General features: G+C 64.4%; 13 protein-coding genes and 1 pseudogene. 10 read left to right on the forward strand and 4 right to left on the reverse strand.

Annotation, left to right across the window (positions count from 1 at the left end):
* Nucleotides 1-13: 13 nt before the first annotated feature.
* Nucleotides 14-541, reverse strand: coding sequence for a glycine zipper 2TM domain-containing protein (locus GGR43_RS06160; RefSeq protein WP_188071071.1), 528 nt, complete (start codon nt 539-541; stop codon nt 14-16).
* A 206-nt stretch (nt 542-747) separates the two neighbouring features.
* Between GGR43_RS06160 and GGR43_RS06165 the strand changes: the two genes are divergently transcribed.
* Nucleotides 748-858, forward strand: a complete 111-nt coding sequence (locus GGR43_RS06165) for an entericidin A/B family lipoprotein (RefSeq protein ID WP_425502161.1) — start codon at nt 748-750, stop codon at nt 856-858.
* A gap of 341 nt (nt 859-1,199) precedes the next feature.
* Here GGR43_RS06165 and GGR43_RS06170 read toward each other — a convergent pair whose 3' ends face one another.
* Together GGR43_RS06170 and GGR43_RS06175 are read right to left on the reverse strand one after the other, a co-directional pair.
* Nucleotides 1,200-2,255: a ribonucleotide-diphosphate reductase subunit beta gene (locus tag GGR43_RS06170; protein ID WP_188071073.1), complete on the reverse strand. Its 1,056-nt coding sequence runs from the start codon at nt 2,253-2,255 to the stop codon at nt 1,200-1,202.
* A gap of 135 nt (nt 2,256-2,390) precedes the next feature.
* Complete coding sequence (locus GGR43_RS06175) at nt 2,391-4,292, reverse strand: ribonucleoside-diphosphate reductase subunit alpha (RefSeq protein ID WP_425502162.1); 1,902 nt, start codon at nt 4,290-4,292, stop codon at nt 2,391-2,393.
* A 688-nt stretch (nt 4,293-4,980) separates the two neighbouring features.
* Here GGR43_RS06175 and GGR43_RS06180 point away from each other — a divergent pair.
* From GGR43_RS06180 to GGR43_RS06195, 4 genes are all read left to right on the forward strand, one after another.
* Complete coding sequence (locus GGR43_RS06180) at nt 4,981-6,498, forward strand: fumarate hydratase (RefSeq protein ID WP_188071075.1); 1,518 nt, start codon at nt 4,981-4,983, stop codon at nt 6,496-6,498.
* Between the two features lie 240 nt (nt 6,499-6,738).
* A complete protein-coding gene (gene fumC / locus GGR43_RS06185) occupies nt 6,739-8,130 on the forward strand; it encodes a class II fumarate hydratase (protein WP_188071076.1) in 1,392 nt (463 codons plus the stop codon).
* 82 nt (nt 8,131-8,212) lie between these two features.
* Nucleotides 8,213-8,482, forward strand: coding sequence for a hypothetical protein (locus GGR43_RS06190; RefSeq protein WP_188071077.1), 270 nt, complete (start codon nt 8,213-8,215; stop codon nt 8,480-8,482).
* Between the two features lie 69 nt (nt 8,483-8,551).
* Complete coding sequence (locus GGR43_RS06195; RefSeq protein ID WP_188071201.1) at nt 8,552-9,730, forward strand: MBL fold metallo-hydrolase; 1,179 nt, start codon at nt 8,552-8,554, stop codon at nt 9,728-9,730.
* Here GGR43_RS06195 and GGR43_RS06200 read toward each other — a convergent pair.
* Nucleotides 9,723-10,421 (reverse strand): winged helix-turn-helix transcriptional regulator, encoded by a 699-nt coding sequence (locus GGR43_RS06200; protein ID WP_188071078.1) that lies wholly within the window; start codon nt 10,419-10,421, stop codon nt 9,723-9,725. The two genes, GGR43_RS06195 and GGR43_RS06200, sit on opposite strands and share 8 nt — an antisense overlap.
* A gap of 176 nt (nt 10,422-10,597) precedes the next feature.
* Here GGR43_RS06200 and GGR43_RS06205 point away from each other — a divergent pair, with 176 nt between their 5' ends.
* From GGR43_RS06205 to GGR43_RS06225, 5 genes and pseudogenes are all read left to right on the forward strand, one after another.
* A complete protein-coding gene (locus tag GGR43_RS06205; RefSeq protein WP_188071079.1) occupies nt 10,598-10,960 on the forward strand; it encodes a DUF1428 domain-containing protein in 363 nt (120 codons plus the stop codon).
* Between the two features lies 1 nt (nt 10,961).
* Nucleotides 10,962-11,765: a VOC family protein gene (locus GGR43_RS06210; RefSeq protein ID WP_188071080.1), complete on the forward strand. Its 804-nt coding sequence runs from the start codon at nt 10,962-10,964 to the stop codon at nt 11,763-11,765.
* Entirely contained in the window at nt 11,762-12,250 is a 489-nt protein-coding gene (locus GGR43_RS06215) for an SRPBCC domain-containing protein (protein ID WP_425502159.1), read from the forward strand. The genes GGR43_RS06210 and GGR43_RS06215 overlap by 4 nt, the downstream gene beginning before the upstream one ends.
* Nucleotides 12,251-12,340: 90 nt before the next feature.
* Nucleotides 12,341-13,372 (forward strand): annotated as a pseudogene (locus GGR43_RS06220) (YifB family Mg chelatase-like AAA ATPase); the annotation flags it as partial.
* Nucleotides 13,373-13,406: 34 nt separating this feature from the next.
* Nucleotides 13,407-15,011: a recombinase family protein gene (locus GGR43_RS06225; RefSeq protein WP_188071081.1), complete on the forward strand. Its 1,605-nt coding sequence runs from the start codon at nt 13,407-13,409 to the stop codon at nt 15,009-15,011.
* Nucleotides 15,012-15,226: the final 215 nt, after the last annotated feature.

The raw sequence follows: 15,226 nt of genomic DNA on the forward strand, positions 1-15,226 counted from the left end.
TTTCCCCGGTTTCTCAGCGGCAGGAAACGCCGCCGCGATCGATCTCGCGGCCGAGCAACGCGCCCGCGCCCGCGCCGAGCAGCGTGCCCATGATGCTGGACTGGCCGCGATCGAGGCGGTTGCCGATGATGCCGCCCAGCGCCGCGCCGACGATGAGGCCGGTGGTGCCGTCCGACCGCCGGCAATAATAGCGGTCGTCGGCGCCGCGATAGATGCGGGTCTGGCGCGTCACGCGGATCGGCTGATAGCCGCTGCGATAATAATGATTGGCGTAATAGCCGCGATAGCGCGGATCGGGCCGGTTATAATCGTAGTTGTGGATGATGACCGGGCGCCGGCTCTGGCGGTGGGCGGGGGTGCGGTGCGTATCCCGGCGGGCGTCGTGACGATCGCGGTCGCCCCGCCGGTCGTCATGGCGGCCGCGGTCGTTGTCGTGTGCCGAGCGCTGCGGCTGGGCCTGGGCGGGCGTCGCCGCCACCGTGCCCAGGCCGAGCGATGCCGCCATCAGCAGCGCCGAGACGGTCCGGTATGTGCCTTTCATCGGGGGTCTCCTGAAAAACCGGTTGGTGAAGGCTGTAACGCGGCGGTTCGGAGCAATGTTGCATGAACGGAAAACAACCGCCCGTTCATCCGGCATCCTGCCGACCGAAGGCATATTGCGTTCCCTTGCCGGAAGGCGGCGCCCCGCATAGATAGGGGAAGGACGGCAAGGGCCGGAAAGAAGGAGACGATATGGGCAAGTGGATGATGGTGGCGCTGACCGGCATGGCGTTGGCGCTGTCGGCCTGCAACACGGTCAAGGGCGTGGGCCGGGACATTGAATCGGTCGGCAGCGCGGGCGAACGGGCGATCAAATAAGATTTGGATGGGTTGGAAAGTGGTATGGCGTTTGCGAACCCGTCGGCTGTGCAATGGCGGGTTGAGGCCAGAAGCGGACATCGATCCTCCCCTCCCCTGAAGGGGAGGGGCTGATGTCACAAAACCACCCAAAAGCCGTCATGCCAGCGTAGGCTGGCATCTCGGGAGGCGGCGCACCCCCCCATGGCCTGCGCCCAGCCTGCGCTGTAGCGATGGTTGAGGCGAGGCATCCAACCAGTCCCGATCCGCCTTCCGCAAGCCGATGGCAAACCCGAACGCCCAGAGAAAAAGGCCGATCGGTTCCCCGGTCGGCCTTTCGATATAATTCTGTTCCGGCTCGCTTATTCCGCCGCCACGCCGGCAGCCCTGAACATGTCCACCGCGTCCTCGCCTTCCCCGGCGCCCTCGTCGTTGGCGCGCAGCTTCTGGCGGCGGTCGAAATTGTCCCACACGTCGTTCCAGTTGCCGCGCGTCGCGCCCTTGGAATATTCGGTCGCACGGGTTTCGAAGAAGTTCGCATGCTCGACGCCGTTGAGCAGCGGGGTCAGCCAGGGCAGCGGATGCTCCTCGATCATGTAGATCGGCTGGAAGCCCAGCTGGCCGAGGCGCCAGTCGGCGATATAGCGGATATAGCGCTTGATCTCCTTGGCGGTCATGCCCGGCACCGGGCCCATTTCGAACACCAGGTCGATGAACGCGTCCTCGATCCGCACCGTCTTCTGGCAGCAGTCGATAATGTCTTCCTTCACCGCCTTGGTGAGGCAGCCGCGTTCCTTGGTAAAGGCGTGGAACAGGCGGGTGATGCCCTCGCAATGCAGGCTCTCGTCGCGCACCGACCAGCTGACGATCTGGCCCATGCCCTTCATCTTGTTGAAGCGCGGGAAGTTCATCAGCATCGCGAAGCTGGCGAACAGTTGCAGGCCCTCGGTGAAGCCGCCGAACATCGCCAGCGTGCGGGCGATGTCCTCGTCGCTGTCTACCCCGAACTGCTGGAGATAATCGTGCTTGTCGCGCATCTCCTGATATTCGAGGAAAGCGGCATATTCGCTTTCCGGCATGCCGATGGTGTCGAGCAGGTGCGAATAGGCGGCGATGTGGACCGTTTCCATGTTGCTGAACGCGGTCAGCATCATCTTGATCTCGGTCGGCTTGAACACGCGGCCATATTTTTCGTGGTAGCAATCCTGCACCTCGACGTCGGCCTGTGTGAAGAAGCGGAAAATCTGGGTGAGCAGGTTGCGCTCCGGGTCGGACAGCTTCTGCGCCCAATCGCGGCAATCCTCGCCCAGCGGCACCTCTTCGGGCAGCCAGTGGATCTGCTGCTGGCGCTTCCAGAAATCATAGGCCCAGGGATATTCGAAGGGCTTGTAGGTCTTGGACGCTTGAAGAAGAGGCATGGCGACTGATCCTGTTGGTGGCGCGGGCGGGCATCGCGGCCCGACCCGCGCCTGATATTATGGTAAGCCGGCGGCCGGTTTGTTACCGGCCATTATCTTTCGTTGCGACCCGAAAGGCTCCGCCTGTCGGCATGCTCACTGACAGGCGAGGCACTCGTCATAATCGGTGGTTTCGCCACCGATTTCGAACCTGGGCGCCTCGGGCGTGTTGTCCGCCTCGACGCCGCCCGCGAAGCCGGCGCGCTGCACCGACTTCGAACGCAGATAATATAGGGACTTTATGCCCATTTCCCAGGCGCGGAAGTGCAGCATCAACAGGTCCCACTTCTCCACATCGGCCGGGATGAAGAGGTTCAGCGACTGCGCCTGGTCGATATAGGGCGTGCGGTCGGCCGCCAGTTCGAGCAGCCAGCGCTGGTCGATCTCAAAGCTGGTCTTGAACGCGTCCTTCTCTTCCTGCGTCAGGAAGTCGAGATGCTGGACCGAACCGCCCTTTTCGAGGATCGAGTTCCACACATTGCCGCTGTCCTTGGATTTATCCTTCAGCAGCTTTTCGAGATAGGGGTTCTTCACCGCGAAGCTGCCGGACAGCGTCTTGTGCGTGTAGATATTGGCCGGGATCGGCTCGATGCAGGCGGAGGTGCCGCCGCAGATGATGCTGATCGATGCGGTCGGCGCGATCGCCATCTTGCAGCTGAAACGCTCCATCACGCCCATGTCGGCGGCGTCGGGGCAGGGGCCGCGCTCCTGCGCCAGCAGCATCGAGGCCTCGTTCACCTTGGCGTTGATATGCTTGAAGATGCGCAGGTTCCAGCTCTTGGCCATCGCGCTTTCGAACGGGATGAGCCGCGCCTGCAGGAAGCTGTGGAAGCCCATCACGCCGAGGCCCACCGAGCGCTCGCGGCTGGCGCTGTACTTGGCGCGGGCCATTTCGTCGGGGGCGCGGTCGATATAGTCCTGGAGGACGTTGTCGAGGAAGCGCATCACGTCCTCGATGAACTGCCGGTCGTCCTTCCACTCGTCCCAGGTTTCGAGGTTGAGCGAGGAGAGGCAGCAGACGGCGGTGCGGTCCTTGCCCAGATGGTCGACGCCGGTCGGCAGCGTGATCTCCGAGCACAGGTTCGAGGTCGAGACCTTGAGGCCGAGGTCGCGATGATGCTTGGGCATCATGCGGTTCACGGTGTCGGAGAAGACGATATAGGGCTCGCCGGTGGCGAGGCGCACCTCGACCAGCTTCTGGAACAGCGCGCGGGCGTTGACGGTGCCGCGCACCGAGCCGTCCTTGGGCGATTTCAGGTCGAAATCGGCGCCGTCGCGCACCGCTTCCATGAACTCGTCGGTCAGCAGCACGCCGTGATGCAGGTTGAGCGCCTTGCGGTTGAAGTCGCCGCTCGTCTTGCGGATTTCAAGGAATTCCTCGATTTCCGGGTGGCTGATGTCGATATAGCAGGCGGCCGAGCCGCGGCGCAGCGAGCCCTGTGAAATGGCGAGCGTCAGGCTGTCCATCACGCGGACGAACGGGATGATGCCGCTGGTCTTGCCGTTGAGGCCGACCGGCTCGCCGATGCCGCGCACATTGCCCCAATAGGTGCCGATGCCGCCGCCGCGCGAGGCGAGCCACACATTCTCGTTCCAGGTGTTGACGATGCCTTCGAGGCTGTCCTCGACGCTGTTGAGATAGCAGCTGATCGGCAGGCCGCGCCCGGTGCCGCCGTTCGACAGCACCGGCGTCGCGGGCATGAACCACAGGCGGCTGATATAGTCGTAGATGCGCTGGGCGTGATCGGCATCGTCGGCATAGGCGGCCGCGACGCGGGCGAACAGATCCTGATAGGATTCGCCGGGCAGCAGATAGCGGTCCTTCAGGGTTTCCTTGCCGAATTCGGTCAGCAGCGCATCGCGCGAGGCGTCGGTGGCGACGGGGAAGCGGCGTTCGGCGATCGTCTTGGAATCGATCTTCGCCGGGGCCGGGTCCGCAGCCTTCGCATCCGCAGCTTTCGCGCCCTCGCCCTGCGCGCGCTCGTTCTGCACGCCCATATTCTGCTCAAGGGGCAGTCTGTCCTCGGTTGCCGCCACGTCGATCGTACCTGCTTCCTGCGAGTCTCTGAAATCCATCGTGCCGCCCTCAAATTAACCCAATGCCATGACCCGGTCGAGCATGCGGGGCCATGCCCCGCCGAGCGTCGCGCCGGCTCCGAAAAGAGGGCACCGGATCTTCCCCTCCGGCCATGGCTGAAATGGGGATTGGGGCGATCCTGTTCAACGCCGCGCCAGCCCTTTCAGCCACAACTTTTGGTAGCCCCCTTCGTTGTCGGCACAAGGGATAGTGCCACAGCGGCGCGCGATGCAAGAGGGTAAAATTGCATGGCGGGGAACGGTTCACCGCTTGTTCGATTCGTTTCGTCGCAGGTCCGGGGGTGGGGCGCCGGGCGACGCGTGGGAACTCCTCGGCGCATGAAAAAGCAAGGGCGGGCTGTAATAAAAAATAAAATTTTCCGATGGACAGGATTTTACATGATTCGACCCCGATCGCTCCTCCGGTGAAGGGGGGCGGCGCTGCTTTCCTCCACCCGCGGCGGGGCGGCTCGCCTGCCGGGGCAAGGGCGGGAAAGCGACGGAAAAGCGCGGAAATTGCGGGCGCCCCTAGACTCGGCGCCGATTCCGAAATAGGCGGGCCCAGTCTAATCGAAGCAGATACGAGGCAGATCGCCGGAGGATTTACCCAATGATCGTCATCAAGGAAGCTGACCTGATCGAGAGCGTCGCCGACGCCCTGCAATATATCAGCTATTATCACCCGATGGACTATATCAAGGCGCTGGGTGAGGCCTACAAGGCCGAGCAGGGCCCGGCGGCGAAGGACGCCATCGCCCAGATCCTGACCAACAGCCGCATGTGCGCGGAGGGGCATCGCCCGATCTGCCAGGATACCGGCATCGTCAACGTGTTCGTGAAATGGGGCCAGAATTGCCGCCTCGAAAGCGACCGCCCGTTGCAGGAAGTCGTGGATGAGGGCGTGCGTCGCGCCTATCTCCACCCGGACAACCGCCTGCGCGCCTCGGTGCTGAAGGACCCCGCCTTCGGCCGCGTCAACACGAAGGACAACACGCCCTGCGTCCTCAATGTCGAGATGGTGCCGGGCGACAAGGTGAGCGTCGACGTCGCGGCCAAGGGCGGCGGGTCGGAGAACAAGTCCAAGTTCAAGATGATGAACCCCAGCGACAATATCGTCGACTGGGTGCTCGAAATGGTGCCGCAGATGGGCGCGGGCTGGTGCCCGCCCGGCATGCTCGGCATCGGCATCGGCGGCACGGCGGAAATGGCGACCCTGCTCGCCAAGAAGAGCCTGATGGAGCCGATCGACATGGCCCAGCTCAAGCAGCGCGGCCCACAGAACAAGATCGAGGAGATGCGGATCGAGATTTTCGACAAGGTCAATGCGCTGGGCATCGGCGCGCAGGGGCTGGGCGGCCTCGCGACCATTCTCGACGTCAAGATCTACGACTATCCCTGCCATGCGGCGAGCAAGCCGGTGGCGATGATCCCCAATTGCGCGGCGACCCGCCATGCGCATTTCACGCTCGACGGGACCGGCCCGGCCTATCTCGACCCGCCGAACCTCGACGAATGGCCCGACGTCAACTGGACGCCGAGCAAGGAGGCGATCCGCGTCGATCTCGACACGCTGACGCCGGAGGTGGTGAAGAGCTGGAAGCAGGGCGACCGGCTGCTCCTCAACGGCAAGATGCTCACCGGCCGCGACGCCGCGCACAAGCGCATCCAGGACATGCTGGCGAAGGGCGAGCAACTGCCCGTCGAGTTCCGGGGCCGCGTCATCTATTATGTCGGCCCGGTCGATCCGGTCGGCGAGGAAGTGGTCGGCCCGGCCGGTCCCACCACCGCGACGCGCATGGACAAGTTCACCCGCATGATGCTGGAGCAGGGCCTGCTGGCGATGGTCGGCAAGGCCGAGCGCGGCCCGGCGGCAGTCGATGCGATCCGCGACCATCAGAGCGCCTATCTGATGGCGGTCGGCGGCGCGGCCTATCTGGTCGCCCGCGCGATCAAGGGCAGCAAGGTCGTCGGCTTCGAGGACCTCGGCATGGAGGCGATCTACGAGTTCGAGGTGAAGGACTTCCCCGTCACCGTCGCGGTGGACAGCGAGGGCAAGAACGTCCACCACCTCGCCCCGCTGGTATGGCGGGACAAGATCGCGAAAGAGGGTCTGCTCGAAAAGGCCTGAGCGCAGGATTGAAGGGGGCGGGGAGCGATCTCCGCCCTTTGTTTTTCTAACCGTTCGGGCTGAGCTTGTCGAAGCCCTGTCCTTTCTTTCTTGCCCCAAGAGAAAAGCAGCCCTTCGACAAGCTCAGGGCGAACGGGATAGATGGTTTACACGGAGTCCGCAGCCAAAAAGCGGACCCACGGGAGAATGAACGGGGTGTGTCGTGCCCTTCGGGGCGTTGGAAAAAGGACAGCACTTCAGATGACCAATACACGCACGGAAACCGACACATTCGGCCCCATAGAGGTCGCCGCCGATCGCTATTGGGGCGCGCAGGCGGAACGATCCCGCGGCAATTTCAGGATCGGCTGGGAAAAGCAGCCGCTCCCCATCGTGCGCGCGCTGGGCATCGTCAAGCGCGCCGCCGCCGAGGTCAACCTGGGGCTGGGGCGCCTCGATCCCAAGGTCGGCGAGGCGATCGTCGCCGCCGCGCAGGAGGTGATCGACGGTAAGCTCGATGAGCATTTCCCGCTGGTGGTGTGGCAGACAGGCTCCGGCACCCAGTCCAACATGAACGCCAATGAGGTGATCTCCAACCGCGCGATCGAGATGCTGGGCGGAGAGATGGGCAGCAAGACGCCGGTGCACCCCAATGACCATGTGAACATGAGCCAGTCGTCCAACGACACCTACCCCACTGCGATGCACGTCGCCTGCGCGGAGGAGATCGTGCACCGGCTGCTGCCCGCGCTGCGGCAACTGCACGGCGCGCTCGACGCCAAGGCGAAGGCGTGGGATCATATCATCAAGATCGGCCGCACCCACACGCAGGACGCGACGCCGCTGACGCTGGGGCAGGAATTTTCCGGCTATGCGAAGCAGGTCGAGAACGGCATCGCCCGCATCGAAAGCACGCTGCCCGGCCTGATGGAGCTGGCGCAGGGCGGCACGGCGGTCGGCACCGGCCTCAACGCGCCGGTGGGCTTCGCCGAGAAGGTCGCGGCGAAGATCGCGGAAATCACCGGCCTTGCCTTCACCAGCGCGCCCAACAAGTTCGAGGCGCTGGCCGCGCATGACGCGATGGTCTTTTCCCATGGCGCGATCAACACGGTCGCCGCCTCGCTGTTCAAGATCGCCAACGACATCCGCCTGCTCGGCTCCGGCCCGCGCGCGGGGCTGGGCGAACTGGCGCTGCCGGAAAATGAGCCGGGCTCCTCGATCATGCCCGGCAAGGTCAACCCGACCCAGTGCGAGGCGCTGACGCAGGTGTGCGTGCAGATTTTCGGAAACCATGCCGCGCTGACCTTCGCGGGCAGCCAGGGGCATTTCGAGCTGAATGTCTACAACCCGGTAATGGCGTACAACTTCCTGCAATCGGTGCGGCTGATGGCCGATGCCGCGCTGTCCTTCACCGAGCATTGCGTCACCGGCATCGAGCCGCGCGAGGAGAATATCCGCGCCGGGGTCGAGCGCTCGCTGATGCTGGTGACGGCGCTGGCGCCGAAGATCGGTTACGACAACGCCGCGAAGATCGCCAAGACCGCGCACAGGAACGGCACCACGCTCAAGGAAGAGGCGCTGGCGACCGGCCTCGTCACCGAGGCGGACTATGACGAGATCGTCCGCCCGGAACTGATGACGCGGCCGGGCTGACGCCATTATGGAGGGGAATGCGCGCGGCCCCATGCAACCAGCCGGAAGCCGGAGCGTTGAGCAGGACAGGGAGAAAAAGCCTATGTCCTTCACCCAGCTAGACCCGCCCATTCCCCTCGAAGTGCTCGACAAGGGCAAGGGGCTCGCCATCGGCCTCATCGATTACGGGCCGGAGCATAATCTGATCTGGGTGACGGCGATCGATGCGACCGGCGAAATCTGGTGCGCGCCCAATCCCAACGTCCGGATGCGTCAGAACTGGACGATGGGGCGGCCGAAGCCCTATGCTGTGCCCGACCATGGCTGCGCGGGAGAATCGGCCACGGTCCAGAGCATCGCCCGGCCCGATTGAGCGGGGCATGCGCTGACAAGCCATCCTGAACACTCATAGCGCGCGGTTCGCGGAACGCCGGTGGAGAGCATGATAGCAAGAATAGGGTCGTTCGTCGCGGGCGCATTGCTCTGGGTCTGCGTGCTGGTGCTGCTCGCGGTGACGTTCGTGCCCGCCTTCCTCGACCGCATCTATTATCAGGGTGTGGTCAGCGATCATTATGACGGCCATCATTTCGAGAATCTGGAAGGCGCGATCTCCTTCCCGCTGCCGCCCGGCGTCCGCGCGACGCGGGGCAATCTGGCGACGCGCTTCCTGTTTTCGGACCCCACCCGCCCCGAATGGCCGCTCAAGGTTCCGGTGCAGCAGGACAGGCCGCCCGCGCGGGTGGAGGGCACGGCGATGCGCACCAGCTGGGTGGGGCATGCGACGGTGCTCATCCAGACCGGGGGCCTCAACATCCTGACCGATCCCTTCTGGTCGGATTATGCCAGCCCCTTTCCGCCGCTGGGGCCGCGCCGCGTGGCGGAGCCGGGCATTGCCTTCGACGACCTTCCGCCGATCGACATCGTTGTCATCAGCCACAATCATTACGACCATATGGACGTGCCCACGCTCAGGAAGCTGTGGGACAGGGACAGGCCGCTGATCGTCACCAGCCTCGGCAACGACACGATTTTGCGCGGCGAGGGCGTGGAGGCTACCGCGCTCGACTGGGGCGGGGCGGCCGAGGCGAAGGGCGCGACCGTCCATGTGCTGCGCAACTATCACTGGTCCAGCCGCTGGGGGCGGGACCGCAACCGGGCGCTCTGGTCGGCCTTCCTGATCGAGACGCCGGGCGGCAACATCTATTTCGCGGGCGACACCGGCGCGGGCGACATGCGCTGGCCGGAGGCGGCGCGCGCCTTCGGTCCGATCCGGCTGGCGCTGATCCCGATCGGCGCGTTCCGCTTCTATCCGGGGCAGATGGAATCGAGCGCGCATATCGGCCCGGAACAGGCGGTGGAACTGTTCGACGCGCTGGCGCCCGCGCAGGCGATCCCGATCCACTGGGGTACGATCCGCCTGTCCAACGAAGGCTGGGACACGCCGCCCCGGATGACCGACATCTTCGCGCGCTGCGCCGGGCTGGCGCCGGACAGCTTCCGCGCCCGCCGTCAGGGCGAGGCGCTGATGGTGGCGGAACGGCCCGCGCCGCGCGTGCCCGTCGATGCCGCGGCGCGGGAAGCGTGCAAGCCCGGCTCGCGCGCGCTCGCCGCACTCAGATAAGCGGGAAGGGGCCGGGCGCGGGCGCCCGCTCCGGCAGCGGGAAGCAGTCGCAATAGCGCTGGAAGAGCGCCGCGTCGCCCTCGACCCGCAGCGCGCCCTCGGCGGCCAGCGCGTCCACGCTTTCGCCGCCGTACAGCGCCCGCACCAGCATGTCGGGGCTGCCGCTGATCCTTGAGTCGGGATGGCTGGCGCGGCCCGGCTCGATCGTCAGCGCGCCGTCCGCGACGTTCACCGCGAACTCCAGGCCCGACAGCTCCAGCGCGAAGGCGCAGCGCAGATCGCCCGCCCGCTCGGCCGAGAACATCGTCCGCATCGACAGGATCGCCGAATTGACGCTCATCGGCGCGGGCGCGAGGAAGGGCGAGCGGGCGGCCCAGCGGCCGATCACGCGGAACAATATCTCCGCCTCCGCGCCCCAGTCGGTCAGCTCATAGACCTGCGACCCGGCGGGCGGGGGCAGCCGCCGCCGGGCGACGATGCCTGCCGCCTCCAGCCCTTCCAGCCGCTGCGTCAGCACATTGGCGCTGATCCCCGGCAGGTCGGCGCGCAAGTCGGTGAACCGCTTCGGCCCGAACATCAACTCGCGCATCACCAGCAGCGCCCAGCGCTCGCCGATCACGTCCATGATCTGCGCGACGGCGCATCCGTCGTCATAGCTGCGCTTGCGCGGGCGGGTGGTGGCATCGCTCATGATCCTAAAAAATAACCATCTAATCTCTAAAAGCAACTTTAAGGTTGTTAAAAATAATCAATGTGGGATCATCCGGTCATCAGATGCGAGTCGGCGCGAGGCCGCCGCCGTTGAAAAAAGCGCATGGTCCCGGCGCGCCGACAGGATCGAGGCCGGACAAATCGAGGAGAGAGACGATGAGCTATGTGGATGGTTTTCTGGTGCCCGTTCCCGCCGGGAACAAGGAGGCCTATCGGGCGATGGCGGCGAAGGCCGCGGCGCTGTTCATCGAACATGGCGCGACGCGCGTGGTCGAGGCGTGGGGGGACGACATAAAACCCGGCAAGACCAATGATTTCTATACCGCGATCATCCGGGAAGAGGGCGAGGAAGCGGTCTTTTCCTGGATCGAATGGCCCGACCGGGAAGCGCGCAACGCGGCGTGGGAAAAGATCATGGCCGACGAGCGGATGAAGCCGGAAGGCGAGATGCCCTTCGCCGGCGCGCGGATGATCTATGGCGGCTTCGACAGCATCGTCGACCTTTCGGCGGAGAAATGAGATGGCGAACAAGCCGGGCGATTTCATCTGGTACGAACTGATGACCGGCGATGCCGACGCGGCGGAGGATTTCTACGGGGCGGTGCTGGGCTGGACCTTCACCCGCGCCGGGCCCGCCACGCCGGACTATCGCATCATCAACGCGAGCGACGAGAAGGAGGAGGAAAGGGGCGTGGGCGGCATCATGCCGATCAGCCCCGAAATGGCGGAGCATGGCGCGCGGCCGCTGTGGACCGGCTATATACTGGTCGAGGATGTGGACGAGAGCGCCGCCGCCATCCTCGCTGCGGGCGGGTCGGTGCTGATGCCCGCGATGGACGTTCCGCAGGCCGGGCGCATCGCGATGGTCGGCGACCCGCAGGGCATTCCCTTCTACATCATGCGCCCGGCAGGCGAGGGGGAAAGCCTCGCCTTCGCCTATGACCGGCCGCGCGTCGGCCATTGCGCGTGGAACGAGCTGGTGACGCCGGACCCGGCGGGGGCGATGGCCTTCTACACCGGGCAGTTCGGTTGGGTGAAGGATGGCGAGATGGATATGGGCGCGATGGGCGCCTATGAATTCCTGCGCCACGGCACGGTGATCGGCGCGCTGATGCCCAGGCCGCCGCAAATGCCGCAGGGCGGCTGGAACCACTATTTCCGCGTCGCCGATATCGATGCGGCGGAGCGGATCGTGCGCGAAAAGGGCGGCACGATCTGGAACGGCCCGCACGAGGTGCCGGGCGGAGACTGTATCATCCAGGGCAGCGATCCGCAGGGCGCGGCCTTCGCGCTGGTCGGCGCGCGTGCAGGGAAGGAGGCATGACCATGGACGATGCGAAGCAGGACGACCGCGAATTGTCGGTGCAATGCGCGATCGACGCGCCGCCCGGCAAGGTGTGGGAGATCATGACCACGCGCCTTGCCGAATGGTGGTGCCCCCGGCCGTGGATGGTGGAGATCGTGGAGATGGACTGGCGTGCCGGGGGCCGCAGCGCGATGATCATGCGCGGGCCCGATGGCGAGGAAATGCCGCAGGAGGGGATATTTCTGGAGGTGTCCCCCGGCCGCCGTTTCGTCACCACCGACGCGGTCACCCACGACATGCATCCGCAAGGGCCGTTCATGATCGGCATCTGGGAGGTCGCGCCGCAGGGCGAGGGCACGCTCTACCGCGCGAGCGCGCGGCACTGGACGGACGACGCCCGCCGGACCCACGCCGAAATGGGCTTTGCCGAGGGTTGGGCCGCCTGCGCTCGACAGCTGAAGCAACTGGTCGAAACCGGGGCGGTGTCCGACGCCGGGGCATGACCCGCATGAAATAATGCTCGACAGCGCCCGAACCCGCCGCCATGGTGCGCCGCGAACAAACGGGGTACAGGGTGGCGGGGGACGAGCCAAGTGATCGCAACGGTGGCGACGGTCGCCTATCTGGGGCTGGAGGCGCGCGCGGTGGAGGTGCAGTGCCAGCTGGTCGCGGGACTGCCGAACTTCATCATCGTCGGCCTTGCCGACAAGGCGGTCACCGAAAGCCGGGAACGGGTGCGCAACGCCCTCGCGGCCATCGGCCTCGCGCTGCCGCCCAAGCGCATCACCGTCAACATGTCGCCCGCCGACCTGCCCAAGGAAGGGTCGCATTATGACCTCCCCATCGCGCTCGCGGTGCTGGGGGCGATGGGCGTGGCCGATGCCGAGGCGCTCGCCCATTATGTGGTGGTCGGCGAACTGGGCCTCGACGGGCGCGTCGCCGCCAGCCCCGGCGTGCTGCTCGCCGCGCTGCATGCGGGCGGGCGCGACATGGGACTGATCTGCCCCGCCGCGCAAGGGGCCGAGGCGGCCTGGGCGGGCAATGTCGAGGTCGTCGCCTCGCCGACCCTGTCGGGGCTGCTCAACCATCTGAAGGGCAGTGGCGTGCTGCCGCCGCCGCAGCCCGGCGGGGTGGAGGAAAGCGTGTCCGGCCCGGACCTGCGGCAGGTCAAGGGGCAGGAAAGCGCCAAGCGCGCGCTGGAGATCGCGGCGGCGGGCGCGCATAATCTGCTGATGATCGGCCCGCCCGGCGCGGGCAAGTCGCTGATGGCGAGCTGTCTGCCCGGCATATTGCCCGAACTGACGCCCGCCGAGGCGCTGGAGGTGTCGATGGTCGCCAGCGTCGCGGGTACGCTGGAGGGCGGGCGGATGACGCGGCGGCGGCCTTTCCGCGCGCCGCATCACAGCGCGTCGATGGCGGCGCTGACCGGCGGCGGGCTGCGGGTGCGGCCCGGCGAGATCAGCCTGGCTCATCGCGGCGTGCTGTTCCTCGACGAACTGCCGGAATTCCAGCGGGCGGTGCTCGATTCGCTGCGCCAGCCGCTCGAAACCGGCGAGGTGACGGTGGCGCGCGCCAATGCGCATCTGACCTTTCCGGCGCGGGTCCAGCCCGCAATGCACGTATGCGATTTTCTAACGATTAGATCGCTAGAAGAAGCATATGCCGCAAACCGCAATCATCTATATCCGTGTTAGCTCTGCTGAGCAAAAGGACGGACTGGGTTTAGAACGTCAGAAAACCAAGGCTTTTGAGTTCGCGGCAGAGCATAGCTGGCATGTTGAGAAGATAATCAGCGATGAGGGCAAGTCTGCCTTCCATGGCGCTAACATGCTTGAGGGCGCTGCGCTCCACCAGTTCGAGGTAGAAGCACGGCAGGGCCTTCACAAAGGCAAGGTGCTTGTTGTCGAGCATATTAACCGCTTGAGCCGCCAAGGTGCGAAACAAGCAGCTCAGTTGATTTGGTCGCTCAATGGGTTTGGCGTTGATGTAGCCACATTCAGTGCCAGCGATCGCCATATCTACCGCGCTGGTGACGGCGGCGACATGATCGACATTTTCAAGGTCGTCATACTCGCTGACCAAGCCCACCAAGAGAGCAAGGTGAAAAGCGGCTACACCAAGGCCACTTGGGAAAAGCGCTTTGCTGCGATGGCGGATGGAACTCAGACCAAGCCAATCCCCCATACCCCAACATGGATTGACCGTATCGACGGCAAGCTCGTGCTGAACGCACATCGAACCGCCGTGCTGAACGAAATTTACGATTTGTATATCAATGGTGTGGGTATCCACCGCATTGTTACGATCCTGAATGACCGTGGTGAGGCTGGATGGTCCACAGCCGTCAACAGGTCCAAGAATGGTTGGTTCTACAGCTACGTGTGGCGCTTGCTCACGAAACGGGCCGTCTTAGGTGAATATGTAACAGGTGATGGCAAGACCATCGCCGCTGATTTCTACCCGCAAGCGATCACGGCAGAGAAATTCAATCGCGCGCAGGTTGCGCTTTCTATGCGAAAGAGCAACAGGAAGGTGCCTGCTACGCGGAACAATAGCCTCCTTACCAAGCTGGTGTATTGTTCGGAATGCGGGGGCGGTGCTCACTATGAGGAAACAGGGCACCGCGATCAGACTTACAAGCGCAAGAATGGCGAGATAGCCCACTACCGCCGTCAACGTTATCGCCGTCTCCGCTGTGATCGTGCCCGCCGCAAACACAATTGCGACAACCCCACGATCCTCAAATATGACGTGATCGAGAAGACCGTGTTAGACGAGTTATTGCCCCGTCTGGTGGATCGCCCACAGGAGGACAGGGCCGTCAAGGAACTGCGAGCCAGTGCCGCTGAGCTTGCCCGCCAGATTGCGGTCAAACAGCAGCAGCAATCTAACCTCTTGGATGCTCTGGGGGATAGCGCGAGCAAAGCGGTAATGGCCAGATTGGCGGCGCTTGAAGCTGAGACGGAAGCTCAACAGAATGAGCTTGAGGCCAAAAACAAGCAATTGGACGTTCTGTTAGCAGCGCCCAGCGACAAGGACGACACCGCCCTGATTGCAGGATTACGCGCGGAGCTTGAGAGTCAGGACGACGAGGTTCGGACTTATGCTCGCGGTCGCGTGAATATCGCCTTGAGGCGATTGCTTCACCGCATTGAAATCACCCCATATGACACGTTCATCATATGGCCCGACGAGGACACGTGGTGGCGATTTGATGAGAACGGGACGCTTTTGGACGGGGAGCAGATTTGGCGCGCGGCGTAGTTGCCCTGTCGTGCGTTCTCCTGCCCGACGAAGGCAATCTGCACCTGCCCAGCAGCCTGACAGCAGCGCCCACGTTCCCTGCGCTCAGAAGCTCAGACAGCGCAATCCCACTAGTAGTGAGAGCCGTTTGAAGCTATAATGTGACCAACTCGGTGACCAGAAATATTTATCTGGATGTTCCGCGCGAAGGGAAAGCGCCTAGCGTCTCAGATACT

Origin of the sequence: Sphingobium jiangsuense, assembly GCF_014196495.1 — a bacterium.
GTDB classification, from domain to species: domain Bacteria; phylum Pseudomonadota; class Alphaproteobacteria; order Sphingomonadales; family Sphingomonadaceae; genus Sphingobium; species Sphingobium jiangsuense.